General features: G+C 58.2%; 13 protein-coding genes and 1 pseudogene. 13 read left to right on the top strand and 1 reads right to left on the bottom strand.

What is annotated here, in order from left to right; all coding sequences use genetic code 11:
• The first annotated feature begins 157 nt into the window (after nt 1-157).
• From BFP70_RS13900 to BFP70_RS13875, 6 genes are all read left to right on the top strand, one after another.
• The gene (locus BFP70_RS13900; RefSeq protein WP_066012262.1) at nt 158-784 is read left to right on the top strand and encodes a hypothetical protein; all 627 of its coding nucleotides are present in this window, start codon (nt 158-160) and stop codon (nt 782-784) included.
• A 130-nt stretch (nt 785-914) separates the two neighbouring features.
• A complete protein-coding gene (locus tag BFP70_RS13895) occupies nt 915-1,154 on the top strand; it encodes a hypothetical protein (protein ID WP_066012261.1) in 240 nt (79 codons plus the stop codon).
• A 252-nt stretch (nt 1,155-1,406) separates the two neighbouring features.
• Nucleotides 1,407-2,087 (top strand): hypothetical protein, encoded by a 681-nt coding sequence (locus BFP70_RS13890; RefSeq protein WP_066012260.1) that lies wholly within the window; start codon nt 1,407-1,409, stop codon nt 2,085-2,087.
• Between the two features lie 132 nt (nt 2,088-2,219).
• Nucleotides 2,220-4,373 (top strand): Mu transposase C-terminal domain-containing protein, encoded by a 2,154-nt coding sequence (locus BFP70_RS13885; RefSeq protein ID WP_066012259.1) that lies wholly within the window; start codon nt 2,220-2,222, stop codon nt 4,371-4,373.
• A gap of 68 nt (nt 4,374-4,441) precedes the next feature.
• The gene (locus tag BFP70_RS13880) at nt 4,442-5,335 is read left to right on the top strand and encodes a TniB family NTP-binding protein (RefSeq protein WP_255356713.1); all 894 of its coding nucleotides are present in this window, start codon (nt 4,442-4,444) and stop codon (nt 5,333-5,335) included.
• Between the two features lie 3 nt (nt 5,336-5,338).
• A complete protein-coding gene (locus tag BFP70_RS13875) occupies nt 5,339-7,156 on the top strand; it encodes a TniQ family protein (RefSeq protein WP_066012257.1) in 1,818 nt (605 codons plus the stop codon).
• A gap of 466 nt (nt 7,157-7,622) precedes the next feature.
• On the opposite strand, the pseudogene BFP70_RS13870 reads toward BFP70_RS13875, so the two are convergent.
• Nucleotides 7,623-7,856, bottom strand: a pseudogene (locus BFP70_RS13870) (transposase); the annotation flags it as partial.
• Between the two features lie 297 nt (nt 7,857-8,153).
• Between BFP70_RS13870 and BFP70_RS13865 the strand changes: the two are divergent.
• The 7 genes from BFP70_RS13865 (at nt 8,154) to BFP70_RS13830 (ending at nt 18,766) form a co-directional block, all read left to right on the top strand.
• Nucleotides 8,154-9,131 carry an AAA family ATPase gene (locus BFP70_RS13865; protein ID WP_066012267.1) on the top strand — a complete coding sequence of 326 codons (978 nt, stop codon included), beginning with the start codon at nt 8,154-8,156 and terminating at the stop codon, nt 9,129-9,131.
• A 12-nt stretch (nt 9,132-9,143) separates the two neighbouring features.
• Complete coding sequence (locus BFP70_RS13860; protein WP_066012255.1) at nt 9,144-11,693, top strand: S8 family peptidase; 2,550 nt, start codon at nt 9,144-9,146, stop codon at nt 11,691-11,693.
• Between the two features lie 936 nt (nt 11,694-12,629).
• Entirely contained in the window at nt 12,630-12,863 is a 234-nt protein-coding gene (locus tag BFP70_RS13850) for a helix-turn-helix domain-containing protein (protein WP_066012253.1), read from the top strand.
• A 230-nt stretch (nt 12,864-13,093) separates the two neighbouring features.
• Nucleotides 13,094-13,771 carry a hypothetical protein gene (locus BFP70_RS13845; RefSeq protein ID WP_066012252.1) on the top strand — a complete coding sequence of 226 codons (678 nt, stop codon included), beginning with the start codon at nt 13,094-13,096 and terminating at the stop codon, nt 13,769-13,771.
• Nucleotides 13,768-15,921, top strand: coding sequence for a DDE-type integrase/transposase/recombinase (locus tag BFP70_RS13840; protein WP_066012251.1), 2,154 nt, complete (start codon nt 13,768-13,770; stop codon nt 15,919-15,921). Before BFP70_RS13845 ends, BFP70_RS13840 begins: the two co-directional genes overlap by 4 nt.
• Nucleotides 15,918-16,895 (top strand): TniB family NTP-binding protein, encoded by a 978-nt coding sequence (locus BFP70_RS13835; protein WP_066012250.1) that lies wholly within the window; start codon nt 15,918-15,920, stop codon nt 16,893-16,895. Before BFP70_RS13840 ends, BFP70_RS13835 begins: the two co-directional genes overlap by 4 nt.
• Nucleotides 16,892-18,766, top strand: coding sequence for a TniQ family protein (locus tag BFP70_RS13830; RefSeq protein ID WP_066012249.1), 1,875 nt, complete (start codon nt 16,892-16,894; stop codon nt 18,764-18,766). Before BFP70_RS13835 ends, BFP70_RS13830 begins: the two co-directional genes overlap by 4 nt.
• The last annotated feature ends 111 nt before the right edge of the window (nt 18,767-18,877 follow it).

Genomic DNA, 18,877 nt, shown 5'->3' with positions numbered 1-18,877 from the left:
TGTGAGTGCTGTGGTGCGCCGCTCCGGCTGTAAGGCGTAAAATTCTTGGCGGAATAGTTCATAGGCAAATTATTCGGAAAAACTTTTTCCAATAACTTGACGCATAATGCGTTGACTGGCATAACGCTCCCAACGACACTTCACGAGGACAGCTTTTATGGCGACGAAAGGGGAAATGGTGCGGGCGCTTGCCCAGCGGTTCGACCTGAACCCCAACAAGGTCGACGCGATGACGCGTGCCATGGCGCGGGCCGGACTGCGAACGCCTGGCGGCCGTGGCCGGGCGGCGGCGGACATGACGGGGGAGGATATCTTTCATCTCACCCTGGCCCTTGTCATGGGGCTGGAGACCAAGGATGCGCCTGAGGCCGTGCGGGAACTCTCGCAGCTTCGGCTTGTGCGCGGGAACCTGTTTCTTGACGGCCATATCCAATGGGAAGCCAACTGCGATGCGGGAGGGGAGAGCAAGTTGCTTGATGCCCTGAACCGGTTGCCTGTCGCTGGCCTGCAGCTGCATCGCACCTTTGGCGCATTCTGCGGCCACTGGCTCGAGGAGGGGTTCGAGGATGCCGACGAAGGGTTCAACTCTACCCCGGTCTCTGTTGAGGTCAGTTCAAACGGGCCGCATGCCGTGTTCTCGCACCGGTCCGACAAGGGCAGTCTGAAGCTCTGGTTTGGGGATGCTGCCAGGGAGCTGAGAACACCGGAGTGGGAGCGGCGGACGATCCTGTCTGACAAGCTCTTCCGGCGGCTGTCGCAGCTCGCCCGAAGCGGTGCGTCCTGACCGAATCCCGGCGCCTTCCTGGCCCGGAAAGCCGAATGATTTGCCGAATTCGATTCGCGAAATCGGAGTGATTTCATGATGTGCGCCGCCGAATTGGCGTGCGTTCTCAACTATCCACAGAGTTATCCCGATGAAAATGGCCATTCAAAAATTTTCTGAAGCTCACAGCGCCCGCGTTTCGGGCAGTGCTGAAGAACTTCCGGTCATCTTTTCGCAAAATCTGCTGGATGACCTGAAAATCGGAGGCGAGCGCCTTTCCGATCTTGAGGCCGGAATTTGCGAAAATTCGGCCGCCGAAACCCCGCTCTCCCGACGGGCTGGACAGGTGGGTCCTGTGTCTCTTATGGGCAATTCCCGAATATGCGGCTGATCTCCTGACCCGGTTCTGATCTTTCAGTTCCACTCAGGTTACAGGCGCTCATCGGAAGAAACTGTCCAAAGAGGCTCAAACACCCAAAACCAGATATAGGCGCTTGGCGCCCGAATGAACCGTGCGAAAGCCCGATCCCTGTGTTGCACCTGCCGATTAGCATGATGCTGTCGCCAGGACAAGGACGGCTCTCCGCGCATTTCCAAGATCGTCATAGCCCGAGACTGTCAATTTCTCGGGGCGGGAGAAATCATGTCTTATCCCTTTCTGCCGGGCGGCATTCGCTTGCCCGTGGTGAGCGCTGGTAACCGCAGCACTCAAGTCGCATCGAAGTCCCATTTCACGGGACATATCACTTTTGGCGAAGGCCACGGGCGCGGCGTCGGTCTGGAAAGCAACCTTGAGAAGAAGGTCGCGCTCATCCTCCGCTATGCGCCGACCACGGTCGATCTCGTCGAGCAGCAGGCCTTTGACTGGTATGACGCCGATGGCGAGTACTACACCCACTATGTCGACCTGGTCTGCCGGCTGCGGGACGGCCGTCGTATCGGCTACGCGGTGCGTCCGATCCATCGTGTCAGCGCCGTATATGAGGACGAGCTGGCCAGGATCAAGCACCAGTCGCTCTCTCAGGGTGTGTTCGATGACTTTCGCCTCTTCACCGAGCGTGATGTGTGCCCCGTCGCCCTTCACAACGCCACGCATCTTCACTCGGTACGCATCGCGGAGCCTGACGCAGATCAGGCAGCTGCCGAGGTGATCGATATGATGCGCGGCGTCGAGACGATCGGGGCCCTGCGCGACAGGATCGGGATGGAGGGAACCGGCTTGCGGGCCGTGGTTCGCCACATCGGATCGGGGCACCTCCAACTCCTGCGCCAGGAGAAGATCAGCGAAACCTCCCAGGTCATCAGGGTGATGGCGCTGCACTAACCGCAGCTCTGTCTCAGTCCCTCTACCAATCATCCCCCTTCAACCGCTGCGGCGGCCCGACTGCACATCGGCAGTGGGTTCTCTCCGCGCGCTCAAATTCCAGAACGACCGGACGACATCAAAGGAAAGAAAATGGAACTCAACTTCAATATCGACAACGTACGCTACGCCTTCGGGAAGCTCGACCGGGTGCATATCAGCGGGATGGCCTGCAGGGTCATTTACCACTCCGAGGAGGGGTACGTCTTCGGTGCCGATGACAGTGAGGCGCTCGCGCATAGCTATTCGCACGAGCAGCTGAGCCGTTTGGGTGCGCAAGGCCGCATCCGGGTCGAGCTGGGCTACTACGATCCCGCTTCGGCCCGTAAGCGCCTGGTCCAATCCGCTAGCTTCATCGACGACCTGCCGTTCAAGACCCGGGTGCGCCTTTCCAAGAAGGACGCTTACTGCGAGGCGATCCTCGAGCTGCGCCGCGATGGCCTTATCAAGATGACGGATGAGAGCCTCGACGCCAACATGGCGCTGATCAAGGGTAAGGCATTGGCATACGCGGGAAAGCATACCCGTGTTGGCGATAGAAAGCTCGATATTTCGGGCAATTTCGACGAAGCGCCCTCGCCTCGTACCTTGCGCCGTTGGCTGGAGGCAAAAGAAGAGCTGGGGCTGGTCGGGTTGGCCGATGCCATGCATCGTCGCGGCAATCGTACCCGGGTGATGGGCCCTGAAGAAATCCGCCTGCTCATGACCGAGGTGCGCAAGTATCTGTCGCCCGAGAAGCCGACGATCAAGATGATCCATGAGGGTGTTCAGCTGGCCTTTGCCAAGCGGAATGCCGAACGCACGAACAACTGTCAGGGCATTCTGACGACACCTAGCCGTGAGACGGTCCGCCGCGCCGTGCGCGAACTCGATCCCTTCCAAGTGACCTTGGCCCGGGAAGGCGAGGCCGCAGCGCGGAAGAAGTACCGCCCGGTGCTCAGCGGCCTGGATCTTACGCGCCCGCTTCAGCGGGTGGAAATCGACGAATGGCAAGTCGACCTGATCGCACTCATGAATGACTCCGGCATGTTCGGTCTCCTGACCGACGCTGAGAGGGCCGCCATGGGCCTCAACAAGGATAAGGCGCGCTGGTGGATCACCGCAGCGATCTGCTGCACCACGCGCTGCATTCTCTCGATGGTGCTGAGCCGGCAACCCGGGGGTGAGGCCGCGAACCAGGCGGTGCAGATGATCATGACGAACAAGGGCAAGTGGGCGGACGCCGTCGGCGCGCTCACCGCCTGGGACATGCATGGTCGGCCCGAATTGATCGTCACCGACGGTGGTCTCGCGTTCAAGTCCGAACGCTTTCGGTTCGCATGTGCTGATCTGGCGATCGCTACGGAAATCGCCATCAACGGCGTTCCGGAAGTGCGCGGGACCATCGAACGTGTGTTCAAGACCTTCGTCCTGGACCTGATGCCGCGCCTGTCTGGCCGTACCTTCTCCAACATTCTGGAAAAAGGCGACTCTGACCCCACCAAACGCGCGGCGCTGACCGTAGATGATCTGACCTTTGCGCTGGTTCGCTGGGTCGTCGACATCTACCACAACACGCCTCACCGTGGGCTGGACGGAGAGACGCCCATCGTCTGCTGGCGTCGTCTGAGCACGCAATGGGGTGTGATGCCGCCGCCGGACATGCACACTGCGCGCACCGTCTTCGGTCAGCACAAGACTGCTACGCTGGACAAGACCGGGATCACCATCCTCAAGGTCCGCTATCACTCCGAGAAACTGGCGACGTGGCTCCGTCGTGAGGACAGCTGCACCGTCAATGTCCGCTGGCATCCCAAGGATATCGGAGCCGTTTCGGTTCAGCTGGGAGATCGGTGGCATGAGGTGCCGTCTGTTGACGCCAGCCTCGAAGGGGTCTCCGCACAAACCTGGCTGACGGCAACCCGCACGGTTCGTGCCGGCAACCCGAAGTCGAACCGGCTGGATCTGCCGGCGGTCCGTCAGGCCATCAAGGCGATCGAAGAGCGCAACGAGGCAGCCATGGCTGCGGCGAGCCTGAACCTGGAGGACTGGTCTGGCGACGCCATCGAACGTGCGGAAAGGAAAGTGCTCGCGGGTGTGGAATTCCACGAGCGCGCCTCCAGCCCGCAGAACGACAACGAGCTGGGCCGTGCCATTCGCGATCACGTCGAACCCGCCGATGCCGCGCCTCCGGCGCAGCGCAACGCGGCGAAAGGTGCCGGCAGCGCGCCCAAGACCCAGACGACCCTGAACATCGAAGAGGACTGATCATGTCGCATCACGCTCAAACCGCACGTGCGCTCGAACATCTTCGGAGCCTCCACGTTGGCTCCGATATGGATACCGAGCTGACGGGCCAACTCGCGCGCCTCCTGAAGCGGGACGACGAGGGGGAACTCTCCCCCGAGCCGATCCGCTTCACCCGGACCAATGAAACGCGCGGTATCATGGTCGTGGGCGGCGCCGGCAGCGGCAAGTCCCACCTCGTTCATCGCGCCCTGATGAAGTTTCCTGTCCTGGCAGAGGGGGAGTACGGCCGCCCGAGGTTCCTGGAATGCTCCGTACCGAGCCCGGCAACCCTCAAGAGCATGGTGCTGGAGATGCTCGAGAAGAGTGGCTACGGAACTGTGTCGCCGACCCGGCAGGTCTGGTCGCTTGTCCAGATCCTTCGCGAGCGCATGCGCGTGACGGGTACTGTTGTCCTGTGGATCGACGAGGCCCACGACCTGTTTTGCGCGGACAGAAACCTCATTCTGCGCGCGTTGAAATCCCTGATGCAGGGGGATGATGCCGTGATCGTTGTCCTCTCCGGCACCGAGGAGCTTGCGCAGGTTATCCGGACGGACCCACAGGTTCAGCGGCGCTTCTCGACGGTCGCTTTTGCGGCGTTGGTTCCCGAATTGCACGGTGACCTGTTCCAGCAGATCGTGGGCGACTACTGCCAACGAGCAGGCCTCGGTGCGCCGGTCGAGGCCGACCTTGTCGGGCGGGTCTTCCATGGGGCGCGCTATCGGTTCGGCAGGGCGATCGAACTGATCGTGCGCGCGATCGAGGTGGCCCTCTACGCGGAGGCCAGCGATCTGACGATCGATCACTTCGCCCGTGCCTGGGCCATGCATGAAGGGTGTCCTGCCGATCAGAACGTGTTCTATGCCGAGCAGTATCGGCTTCTGCGCCTCGATCAGGCCTTCGAGGTGGCACCGCGTGTCTCGACGCGGCGGAGGGGCTGACTCATGGCGATGCTTTTCCCCCGCTTGCCGTTCCATCCGGATGAAACTCCGCTCTCCTGGGCCGCGCGTAGCGCGGCCTTTCACTCGGGTGGGCGCCTTGTGCCGTTTTTGAACGACCTTGGCATCGACCTCTGGTCCTTGAAGCGTGGCGAAGAGTGTGCGCTTGCGCGGCTGTGTTCGATCTCCGGGCAGGAGCGCGCACCAGTCGCGCATAACGCTGTGACAGCGCTCGGTGATCGGCAATATGCCCTCCGCGGTGAGTGCTTCGCTGCGGAGTTCCTGACTGGGCCCGTCACCCGCCTCTGCCCCTCCTGCCTGGCCGAGGATGCCGCGGATGCTGCGCGTCCCGCCACCAAGTGGCGGCACCGTTTGATCTGGTCACTGTCCGTGGTCAGGGTGTGTCCCGTGCATCAGATCCCGTTGCTCAGCCACCGCGGCGGGAAATGGGACGACGGTGCGCATGAACTTCAGGCGTTGCCTTGGGAGAAAGATGCGCTGGCGGTCGGACCTAACGCCTCGCTGCAGCCTTCGCCGCTGCAGGACTATGTCGTCGCGAGGCTGGCGGGCGCTTCCGGCCCCGCATGGCTTGATGGCCAGGGGATCGAGCAGGGCGTCCGTGCCACCGAAATGCTGGGCGCGGTCATCGCGTTCGGAGCTGGGCAGAAGGCCTCCAACATGACCGAGAGCATGTGGGATGAAGCCGGCCGCGCGGGGTGGCCGGTGATGAGCGAGGGGGAGGCGGCGATCCGTACCACCTTTATGGATCTGTTGAAGCGTTCCCAGACCAATCCCGGTTCCATGCATCCCAAGACAGCTTATGGCATGCTCTACGCTTGGATGTCCGCATCGCGGCTGACCAAGGATCCCGGGCCCATCCGCCCCCTTCTGCGCCAGCACATCCTCGACACGGTGCCCCTGACAAAAGGGCAGATCCTCTTGGGAAGCCCTGTTGAGGCCCCCCGTGTCAGCAGTGTGGCGAAGATCGCGGCCGCAGAACTCGTACATCCGATGACGCTCCGGAACCTCCTTGCCGACCAGGGGATCATTTCCGCCTCTGACCGAGAGGCCCCGTGCGGTCATATCTTTCTGCGCTACGACGAAGCGCGCGCGTCCATTCGAATAATGAAGCATGCTGTGCCAGTCAGTCGCCTGCCGGAGTTGCTGGGGGCGTCCCGGCCCATGGTCGCTGCCCTTCTTGAAATCGGTGCGCTGACGCGACTGACGGAGGTTGAAGCGGCTTCCAGTAAAGTGAGCAAGGCAGTCGATGGGCTGGAGATGGCGGCCTTCCTGGAGCAGATGCATGTGCGCCTTCCCGAAGTCGCGGAGAAGCCGACGACCATGGTGACGCTCGCCAAGGCTGCAGAGAAGGGGAGGGTGAAGATGTCCGTCATTCTATCGATGTTGCTGCAGGGGCGCTTGCTACGTGCATGCCGTTTGGCCGGTGCCGCTGGCCTGGCGGCCGTTCTCGTGGATCCTCAGGAGATCAAGTCGAAGCTTGCGCTTCCCCGTCCCGGGATGAGCGGGGAGTTGGCGCTCATCATTCTCGGGTTCGATCCCTCCCGAGGCCGTCGCGTGTTCTGCCATCCCGAAGCGGCACCGCTGATCGCATCCGAGCCTTACGGCGAGGACGTCTGGGTTTCGCCCGCGGCGCTTGAGAACTTCCGGCAGAAATACGTGACCAAGAAGAGGCTGCCTCTGGTCATGGGGGCGAGACCGCTCGCCATCGAGAAGTTGCTTCGTGAACGCGGGGTCAAGCCGATCTGGGACCCAAGGGAGTTCGGTGCTGCCATCTATGAGAAGGCAGACCTGCCCAAGGTTTGATCCTGACGCCGACGACTTTGAATTGGATGCCGCCGAAAGGCGGCATTTTTCTTGGAAAATCGATGGATATTAATCCTGTGCCAAAAGGACAAACTGGCCGCCGCCGGTGCGAAGGGGATTTCTTACAGTGATTTATTTCAATGACTTACGGGTATATAGAGTGACCCCAATGGCGTTTTTTAGGTGGGTCCCACAAGTTGTTGTTGTGGCGTGCCACGCTACATGACCTAAACGTCTCAAAAGGTCATTTCGGCTGAGACGATGGAGAAACGGCCTCGGGGATTACCCGAGGCCGTTTGCATGTTTGGCTGTGGCGATGTTTGGTGGAACAATTCAAAATCAGCGCGAATATTTGGTGAGCTGATCTTCGCCATGCACCTCGTGCTGGTCTGAACGATGGCAGGCGTAGCGTGTGGGAGTATCCGAAACTCTGTGTATGAGGCTTAGCCCATGCAGGTTTGCCGGATCATTTATTGAACCGTTCAGGGTATAGGATAGCGAACTGATTGCGGGCAGCAACCCAATATCTGACGGCTCTGCCTGTCTTCTCGAAGCTGCGGATCGCCAGATAGATCAGCTTGGTTGCGGCGTCATCGGTTGGGAAGCTGCCGCGCGTTTTGGTGGTTTTTCGGATAACGCGGTTCAGGCTTTCAATGGCGTTTGTCGTGTAGATAATTTTGCGCACCGATGGCGGAAAGGTTTGAAGGGCCGCATGTCTTCGCCTGCCGTAAAAGGGCCACGTCTGTTTAGCCCTAAATCGATAAACATCGAAAGCTGACGGCCCAAACCTGCCTTTCGTATGTCAGCCTGGCGCTGCATCGCAGCTTCGCCAAACCAGACGTTCGTTCATCGTCCAGCATGAGCGACAAAAGTTGGCGCAGCCCCAGCGTTCAACCTGAGCATAACAAGTTTGCTTGCTGAAACATGTTGCTCTAGGATGAAGCTCAACACCAAATCCGGCACCTGAAAATCGGTGTATTCCATTCAAGTTGACAAAATGACCACCTCAAAGCAGATCCTCGCGCTTTTGCGTAGCCACATAGACGATGACAACGAACAATTCTTGTCCGTTGCACTTCAGGTTGCCGCAAGCGAAGCGAGAAAGGGGCATAACAAGTTAGCGACGGAGCTTAGGGACGTTGTTGAAAAGGCGCGTACACAGAAGAATAAAAAGTTGGCGCGCCCGGTGCCTCTTGCCCAGCCACGAGGCGATCTCGGCGAACTAGTGTCAGTGAGCTATTCTGACACGAGGCTTTCCGCCATGGTCCTCACAGACACACTTGCGGAACGACTAAAACGGATAACCATCGAGCACCGTCAACGGCACCGTCTTGCTGAACATGGGCTCACACCACGCCGCAAAATTCTCTTGATCGGTCCTCCGGGAGCCGGAAAGACAATGACTGCTTCGGCACTTGCTGGGGAGCTGAAGCTACCGTTATTCACAGTGGTTTTTGAGAGCCTTATAACTCGCTTTATGGGTGAAACTGCGTCGAAGCTGCGACTTCTATTCGAAGCAATGCGGCAAACCGATGGTGTTTATTTTTTTGACGAATTTGACGCAATCGGATCGCGACGATCCGATACCAACGATGTGGGTGAAATTCGGCGTGTTCTAAATTCATTTTTGCAATTGCTGGAGAATGATGACAGCGATGGCCTAATTATTGCAGCAACAAATCACCCGGAACTCTTAGACCCTGCACTGTTCAGGCGATTTGATGACGTTATCGAATATGCTATGCCGACGCCCGACATTGCTAAGGGGATCCTAAAGCGCCGCCTTGCAACATTCGAAACGAAAGGTATCGACTGGGATAAGGCAGTCGAAGCTAGTGGAAGCCTCAGTCAGGCCGACCTCAGCCGGATCGCTGATGAAGCTGCAAAGCGCTCGGTTTTAGATGACCGATTTTCAATCACCTTGGCAGACATTCAAGCTGCAGTTTTAGATCGCCAGCATTCCCCGAGAACATAAAGGGCAGCATTAGTGGCCGACACCCGACCCGACCCAAAGGGACATTTTTATCTTCCAAATCAGGGCAATACCGAACGTTTCACGTCACCTAGCGCTGGCGGGGGCGGTGGTAAGACACCCGATCGCAACCGAGCAAATCACGCAATGGATTTGCAGGCATCATTTAATGCCGCGCTCGCGGCTGCCGAGATGCAACGGACAGCGCGTGAACCAGGCATTTCTGCAGGCACACCTGGGTTTTATCTTGAGATTGACGTGAACGCCTCTAATCCAGCCATCGTCGAAAAACTTGAAGCACGGCAAGGTAGATCGCAGATTGAACTCCTCACTGTGCGCCCTTCCGAGGCTGATCCGGCAAAGATCACAGCGACATTGTTTGTTCCGGACGCAAAGATCGATCACTATTCTAAACGGATTGATGATTTTTCCGATCCTGAAAAGGATAACTACACTTACGAAAAAGACGATCAGGGCGCATTCAAGCTTGATGCAAACGGCGACCGCATCCAGAAATCACGCCGCCCGAAAAACAATGCGCTTATTGCATCAGTTGAAGCTGCGCGGCTAGGACAAGTGCGGTCTATTTTTACAGACGCCCCCGCAACCTACCCAGATCCGGACACAGAAGTGTGGTGGGAAGTTTGGTTGCGCAATGAACGTCAGGCTGTGTTTACCCACGCTGCAGAAGCCGTCGGTATGACGTGCCGCGAAAGTTTCATCAGATTTGCTGAGCGTGATGTTTTGCTTGCACGAGGAACTGCGCGGCAACTAGCACGCATCTTAGTTAACACAGACGCCATTGCTGAATTGCGCCTTGCCAAAGACACACCCTCCCCGTTTGTGCTGATGGAAGGTTCTGAACAGCATGAATGGGCTGACGATTTTCTCGCGCGGATCACGCCTCCCGATGATGATGCGCCTGCCGTCTGTATCCTCGATAGTGGCACTACCCATCGCCATCCCTTGATCCGCCCCGCCCTGAACGCCGAGGACCAACAGCACTGGCAGTTTGACCCGTCTGTCGAAGATGTCAGTGCAAATGGATGGGGTGGACACGGAACTCAGATGAGTGGAATAGCGCTCTATGGTGATCTGACGGATCAGATATACGGCCAAGGCGAAGTCGAGCTGACCCATCGACTTGAATCAGTCAAAATCTTGCCCGACTTTGGTGTAAATGATCCTGAGCTATATGGTCACATCACGGCGTCAGCAGTCAGTTTACCTGAGATGCGAGCGCCGCTTCGAGATCGTGCGTTTTGTTTGGCAGTCACAAGCTCAGACACATATCTGACTGGGCGACCTTCGTCTTGGTCTGCGTGCTTGGATGAACTGGCCTACGGAGAAGGTGAAACCCAACGCTTCATTGCGGTGTCGGCGGGCAATATCCACAATGCCTACCCTGCCAATGAGTACATGGACCAAAATGATAGTGCGGCCATAGAAAACCCCGCTCAGGCTTGGAATGTCCTGACTGTTGGTGCGTCCACGGAAAAGCTCAACATCACCGAGCCAGCGCTTGCTGGTTGGCAAGCTGTTCCTGCCGCCGGGGATCTATCCCCGGCAAGTCGCACCTCCCTCACCTGGTCCCATGATTGGCCCCTAAAGCCAGACGTCGTTTTCGAGGGCGGCAATCACGCAGTTGAACCAGCAACTGGTCACACAATGAAGGTGGATGACCTCGGGCTTTTGACGACTTTCAGACGTCCGGAAGAAGCGGCATTCACAACATCATTCGACACAAGTGCTGCAACCGCCAATGCATCCCGTATGGCGGCCCAGATTATGGCAGCAAAACCTGGCCTTTGGCCTGAAACAGTTCGTGCATTAGTCGTGCAATCCGCCGATTGGACCCCGCGCATGCGTGGGCATGCTCCAGAGAAGCCGTCAAAGGCAGAAATGCGCATCCTCACACGGCGCTACGGCTTTGGGGTGCCTAGCTTGGCACGTGCTTTGTCCAGCGTGGACAACGACGTTTCCCTTGTGATCCAGCGTGAAATCACACCTTTCGTGAAAGAAGCTGGCGGCGTCAAAACCAACGAAATGGTTTTTCATCAGTTGCCTTGGCCAGTTGCGAAACTCACTGAACTGGAAAACACGCCCGTCGAATTGCGAGTGACACTGAGCTATTTCATCGAACCCAACCCAGGGGAGCGGGGTTGGAATAAGCGCCATAGCTATCCCGGCCACGGATTGAGATTTGCCTTTAAGCGACCCGAAGAAAGCAATGAACGGTTCAGAAAGCGGATCAATGCTGCGGCCCGTGAGGAAGATGATGCCATTGGTGGCGGAGGCGGTGATGGTTGGCTACTTGGCCAACGTCTACGCGACCGAGGTTCGCTGCACAGTGACATTTGGCAGGGGTATGCCTCTGACTTGGCCAGTCTTAACGGCTTAGCAATCCATCCGGTTGGTGGCTGGTGGCGAGAAAAGCCCGCTTTGTCTCGCTTTGAACGACGCGTCCGATATGCTTTGGTACTCACCTTGCGGACCGATGTTGAAACCGATCTATATACTGAGATTTCAAACCAGATCGCAGTTCCCGTTGAGATTCAAAGCTGAAGAATGTTGATAGAATTTTTCAAAGCACTTTCCTTTTTCCGGCCAATTTCCGAAGGCATTCTCAATGTCCGTTTCTTAGGATTCGTGATCATTTGCTGCACCCGCAGCGAATGACCACTCTCCGCCCTTCGCGCCAAAGCTTAGCGCGAGTATGCATCGGGCCCAAGCAGAAGATAGGACTGCGAGCGACGGGTGCTGCTTGCGGCGGGACCATTGTCTGGGCATCGCGTTTTCAGGTAACTTCGTTCCCGTGCTTCATATCGTGTCAGTGTTTGTTCACTGGCGATTTTGAAGTCTCGGGAGCCAAGCCACCGTTTACGCTCCCTGAGAAGTTGCAACCCGCCTCTGTGAGCACCGTTCTAGGTGATCATCGGGTAGTCGAAGGGCAAAGGCTTTGTTCGCCGTCCCGTAGTTCTGTCATGTCAACGATGTTAGCCCAAGGTTGCAGGACCAGCGCTTCATCATCGTGGTTGCCGATAATCAGGTGCTTGCGCCCAGGAAAGCTGTGAAATCAGTTCTTGAAATGGACCGTATCCTCGACGCGTCCAAATGCGAAATCTTCGAGAAGCAACAGATCGTCGTCACGTTGCACCCATGGCTGAATGTTTGCGATCAGAGCCGCTTTCGTTAGGACACGATTTAGACGTTGGCATGAGGCGGCGTAAATGGAGAACATCCCTTTGATCGCATCAAGGTGTCTTGAGGCCTTCGGAAACATTGGTTTCGAGCTCAATGACCACTGTAGAATCGCCATCTGACATTCGAAGGGAAAGGTATGTTAAGTGTCAGATCTATTTGTCAATTTCCTTCTAATTAGAGCCCTCCGGGTGGATTATTTTCTTGCATGGCGGTCTCGGGGATTCGTAGAATTAGCCTGCCGCGGGATCCATTCCCAATGCAATTCGAAACGTTCGTTCCCGTGAAAGGCCGTGAAATATGGATGCCGATAAAATGCGTCAGCAGATTGTGAAACTGCATCTCGGGATGTCCGGGACGACGATCACGGAGCTTGCTGAGAGTATCGGGTACAGCCGACCTGCGGTGTCGAACGTATTGGCCGGTAGGAAGAGATCGCCGAGGATCGAAGCGGCAATCGCCGAGCGCACTGGCTTTCGCCCAGATGATCTTTGGTCTGCCGCCGGTGTGAGAAAAAAGGAGGATCAGAAGTGATGATCTAGAAAAAAGAAAAGCCCCGAGAGCGGACTCTCAAGGGCCTTCACGTCGTTTGGTAGCCGACATCCTGAAGGTCTCTCGATTCCCCTCGAAAGTCAAGTCTGACGGCCGGGTCACCTGACCCGATCGGTCGCGCTCGGCCGTCTTCCATCAATCGACAAGAGGACCGTGAGCGGTTCACCGTGGTCAGCATGGCACACGGGTGATCTCGCACACCGTAAAAAAACATGAAAACAGATATCTTCGTGGCCCCTCGGGCCAGCCGTTCCACACGCAACCTTTCGGAGCGCTCTAGGGCGCGAACCTATGTAGAGACGGGCGCTTTCCGGCCATATGGCGGCGCAAGCCAGAAAGTGAAATTTGACAGCCTTGGTGAGTTCGACGCTTTCGTCACGACCTCTGCCATCTATTCCGTAGCCGACATGGTGGAGCAACCTTCATCCATCGAGTACGTCGATGCAGAAGGTCGCTCGCGGCATAAGGTGATCGACCAGGTTTACATCTTTGCTGATGGAACCAAGGTCGGCGCTGAGGTGAAGCCTGCGGCACGCGCCAAGGCCCAAAATCTTGAAGAGCAACTGAGCTTTGTAGCGGCGGCTATGCCGCCAGAGTTCGCCGAGACCTTGGTTCTGATCACCGAGGAGAATTACGACCAGTGGGAAGCCCTGAATGCGCGCCGCCTCTTGGCCTACAGGCGTGAAGACGATCCGGAAGCCGCGTCTATCATTGCAGGCTTGGCGGCCGAGCTTGAGCTGCCGGTTAAAATCCGCGATCTGATCGCGCGGGCTGCCATCGGGGGGAGGGCATGGCCTGAGGTCTTCAAGGCGATCTATGCTGGCGTACTGAGGCCGCTTGAGGACGGCATCATCGACCTCGAGATGCTGGTCGAAGGAGGCTCGAAATGAACGAGATCATTCGTCTGGAGCCATACTCGCAAATCCGCCATGGCGGCATAGCCAGCTTGGTCGTTGACCAAGGGCCTTTGGGGGTTACCGTCACGCGCGAAGTTGACGGAAATGTTGCTTTTGATGAGCTGACCTACGATGAGATCAACGATGGCCTGAGGACGGGTCATATCGTTGTACAGGACGGCTACCACAGCGAGGAGGCGGCGCGACAGCGAACCAAGTTCGGAGAGCAGGTCGTCTCCCAGTTGCCGCGCAAGCAACGCGGGAAGGTATTCTTCCGACAGACATGGTGCGATTTCTTTCTGGATGCCGAGGCGCGCGAAGAAATCGGACGGGATTGGAGGGACGTCGACGCTTGGATTCTCAAGGTCGCCCCGCAGATAGAGAAGCATATCCCTCAACCCGAAGGGCCTGCCCAGAAACGCAAGTACTGCGGCAAGAAACGCTCGCGAAACGAAATCGACCCGCCAAGCTCGTCGGCCCTATTGCGATGGGTGCGAAAGTACCAGGATGCAGGGCGTTCCGTTCTTGCGCTTATCGATAAGAGGCACTTGGCCGGTCGTACAAAGGTGAAATTCGGCCCAGAGAGTGCGGCACTGCTGCGGAAGTGCGCAGATCGTTATGCCAGCTTCAAACGCCCCTCCAAGAAAAGTGTCATTCGGCAGGCAAAGCGGGCGTTTCGGCTGGCCAATGCCTTTCGGGTAGACCGCGGCCTACCGGCTTTGGAAGTGCCGTCCGATAGTACCATCTACAGGGAGATCAACCGTCTCGAGCCCTATTACGTCATGTGCCAGCGCCAGGGGCTGGAGGCGGCCAACAGGCATTTTGCAATCATCGGAGAGGGCCTCAACGTCCTGCGTCCCGGAGAGCGGCTGGAGGTTGATGAGTGGAAGGTCGATCTGATCACCTTTTTCGCGGAAGCCGGCGTGTTCGGGCATCTGACCGAAGAACAGATCAAGGCGTTGCCGAAGGGGCGACGCTGGATCTACGTGGTGATCGATGTCCGAACGCGGCTGATCCTCTCGGTGAAGGTATGTGCTGCCCCCAACACTGAAGACGCGATTGCCGCGTTGGACCTTGCCACGCGCGACAAGTCTGAGTTGGCAAAGCTCTTCGGGTGCAAACTGCCCTTTTGGCCGGGGACTGGGTTCGAGACCGTTGCCTCTGACCAAGGCGTTGCCTTTGCGAACTTCGACTTCCGAGCTGCTGTGACTGACCTGCGTGGTACGGTCATGTTTCCTCCCGCGGGCGCGCCCAAGTTGCGTGGGCATGTCGAACGGTGTTTCCGGACCTTCGGTGTGGACCTGATGCAGTGCCTGAGTGCGCGCACATATTCGAACATCGTCGAAAAGGGCGACTTCAAACCTGAAGACTATGCGGCGCTTGCGGACGACGAGCTGACACGGATCTTGGTGCGCTTCGTTGTCGACGTGTACAACAACAAGCCACATGGAGGCCTTGGTGGACAGACGCCGCTGAATTGTTGGCGGGAGCTGTGCTCGACGGTCGGAAAACCTCGGCAACCGGGCCGGTTCGAGCGCCTGGGTGCGTTCGGCCGGAAGTATACCCGGACCATTTCCGGGCGCGGTGTTCGATTTGCAGGTATCTTCTATACCTGCCAGACGGTGGAGGACTACTTCCTCTCCAACCCTGATCTCGAAGTCGAAATTCGGGTAGATCATGAAGACCTGGGGCTGATTGAGGTGCACCTTGATGGTGTATGGGTCGTGGCGCGCACCCGCGCAAAGGGGTTCGACGGCCTGTCTCTGGATCTTTGGACAGAAGCCTGCACCAACCTGCGGCGGCGTTTCGAGGCAGAGGCGGAGCTGACACAAGATGTCATCGATCAGGCTCTGGCCGATTTTTCGGAAGAGGACCGCGCAGCCTCGCAACGGCTCGGTATTTCCGCTCTCGCGCCGACACGGGCCGACGTCGAGCGTAATCGGCAGCAGCTTTGGCTTGGTCTGGATGTCGTTGCCGGGCACTGTCCTGCGGTTTCTAGAAAGAAGCGTGGGCTGCTGTCCGGCGTGATCCCCAAGGCCGAGAACGCGCTTCCGGCCCCCCTGACCGTTCTTCCATCGGAAGAGGACGTGGTCAGCACGCCTTCCTCACAACGGCCGCGGTGGCGCATGGAGGAGGGTGAATGACCCGCATCTCGCGCGAGGAGGTCAGCCACATCGTGGCTGACCTTGAAAGCCGCTTCATCGCTCATGACGCCTATCGTGACCTCCAAGATCAGATTGATGACATCTTTTATCGCCGTAAGGCGCACATGGCCGCCGGGCGGATGCCCGCGGAACGCGGCATCGTTGTTATCGGAAACGCCGGGGCCGGCAAGACGGTCAGCACCAAGCATGCTTTGGAGCAGCATCCCCAAATTTCGTATGGGTCGCCCCTGCGAGAAGCACTGACCGTTCGGCTTGAGACCGGTGCAACGATCAAAGGGGTCGGCGTCGATACTCTCGATGCGTTTGGATACGAGAGTAAGAGCGAGCGAAACGCGCATTCCATCTGGCAGCAGGTGATGCGCCAAGCCCGGGCGCATAAGACCTTGTTCTTTCACTTCGATGAGGCCCAGCACATCCTGAGATCCAAGTCGAAGCATGATCTGGACCAGGTCATGCTCGTGTGGAAATCTTGTCTGGAATACGCCACCTGGCCTGTCAGCCTGATCTTGAGTGGGACCTGCGAGCTCCTGGACCTGATCAATCGGGATGATCAGCTAAAGCGACGGTTTGAGCCCGTGCATTTCGCCCCGATGACATACGCCGCGCATGGGCATGAGGTTGGCAGTGTGCTGGAAGCCTATCTCTCGACAGCGAAGCTAGGACGAGGGCAGTCTTTTCAGGCTGCGTCCTCTGTTCAGCGTTTGCTGCATGCTTCCCGGTACGAGTTCGGGCTGACGACGCGTCTGATCATCGAGGCCATCAAGATCGCGTTGCTTGAGGGGAGTGCTTCGGTGGAACAAGCGCACTTTGCGACCGCCTATCGTAAGCAGAAAGGCTGTGTGGACGCATTGAACCCCTTCATCGTGGAGAGCTTCCGCGCCATCAACACCGGGCAGCTGTTGGGCGGCGCGGACCTCGAGGCGCCGCCAGTCAAGGCGAGGGGCGCGGCATGATCCGTCGCTTGCCGATCCTGGTAGCGTTGGTGCCGGGGGAAACCCCGGCGTCTTTCGCATCACGGCTGGCCTGGGCCAACGGCCTTTCTTTCGCATCGGAGTTTTGTGCTGATCAGGGTTTTGCGCTGCAGGCTCTTGCTGATGGCGAGGAGCGCGCGCTGTCCATCCTTGCTCAGCTTGGTGGTGTCGTTCGCGCCGAGCTCTTGCGAGGGCTCGTGGCCAAGACCTCGGCCGGTCAGTACCTGGTCGCCGGGCAACTTGTTGAGAAGCGGTGGATCACACGTAGACGGCTGAGGTTTTGCCCGAAGTGCGTGGCCGAAGACATTACGACGTCATCGGTGGATGGTGCCGCTCAAAAGTGCGTTTGGCACATCCCTTCGATCCGGGCCTGCCCGCAGCATGGATGCAGGCTCCACGAGGACGAGAGCTATTCGCATAGCCGGGGCCCACACGACTTTGCGGGCCGCATTCGCGACCTGGGGCTTGAGCCTGAGGAACTGGAACAACTGGTCGTTCCTCAGGCGCCGACCGGTCTGGAAAGTTATCTGGCTCGCAGAATGTCAGGTGAACGCCAAGACCGCTGGCTAGATGATCTGGGCTTCGGTGCCGTAGCACTCGGTGCCGAGATCCTGGGCATCGTGGACCTCTTCGGGGTTGGGGCGAAGCCGAAGTTCTTGTCGGAAGGCGACAAGAGCCAGGCAGGTGCGCGGGGCTTTGAAATCTTGTCGCGGGGTGAGCGCGGGCTGCGAGATTTGCTTGAGGCCATCCATTGTGACGCTGGATCGCCGGTCTCCCTGTCCCGCAGGCACTATGGCTGTCTGTTCAACTGGCTGGAGCAGTCACACGCGGATCAATATGAACCCTTGAGAGCCATCGTGCGGGATTTCATGGCGGAGACGTACCCCATTGGTGCAGGGGACATGCTCTTCGGCAAGCCGTGTGCCGGTCGGCGCGTCTACAGTGTCGAAGCTCTGCGTCGTGATCTGGGACTGGGATATCGTCAAACGTTGGAGCTGTTGCAGGCCAACGGCTTCCTGACTTCTGGTGGCGATGTCGGCAAGGGCGCGCTTCTCGATGCGCGGGCGCTGAAGCCAATCGTCGAGCGCTTCTCCGGGGTCATTTGCCAAGTTGCTGCGCAAAGAAGGGTCAATGCTCCCAGGGCTCAGTTCGATGCACTCGTTGCGGGCGGTATCCTGTCACCGATTGCCGGATCGCCCGTTGGGCGTCCCTATTACGACGAAGGCCAGCTTGATGCATTCCTCGCCAGCATCAAACCTCGCGTCGAATTGGGCGAAGGTGATGGCGGTGCGGAGCGCCTGGTCGGGATTCAGACGACCTGCCGGAAAGCCGTCGCAGGCGCGGCTGACGTTGTTCGCTTGATCCAGAAGGGGGCGCTGAAAACTGTCGCCAAGTCATCTGAGGAAAGTGGCTACTTGTCTGTGCGGCTGGACCCACAAGAGGTTGCCGAGGCGTTGCGTCTGCTCAAGCCAGAAGGCTACCTTCGGTCCACGCTAGCACGTTATCTGGGGATCAATGAAGCTGCCGTCCGGTATTTGGTGGAGGCGGGCCACCTGACGCAAGTTCGGGCACGGCACCCGCACTCACGGAAGTCGATCAAGGTTGTGACCTACGAATCCGTCGATTGTTTCCTGGACCGATATGTCCCCTGCAAACATCTGGCCGAATTCGTAGGGGAAGGAACGCGGAGTATCGGAAACCAGCTCGAAGCAACCGGGTTGAAGCCCATTCCGTTGTCGCCAGCGAGTAGAGGGCGTATATTCCTGCGAGCTAACGTATCTTGCGGTCGACAGGAGCGAGACAAGCGCTTGCGATATTTGCACCACGACGAGATCGCTTGGCCTGACCTTTGATGCCAAGTTTGCTCAATTGAGCAACCAGTGTACAGCCCGTCTACGTCATCCGTGCAAGACGCTAGGCATCGACACGAAGGGCGAATTCTGTTGAAAAACTCTTGTTGATTT

Origin of the sequence: Thioclava sp. SK-1 (assembly GCF_001705665.1) — a bacterium.
In the GTDB taxonomy this organism is placed as follows: Bacteria; Pseudomonadota; Alphaproteobacteria; order Rhodobacterales; family Rhodobacteraceae; genus Thioclava.
Note: the sequence above shows the minus strand (reverse complement) of the source record. Positions and strands in the feature narration are given on the sequence as shown.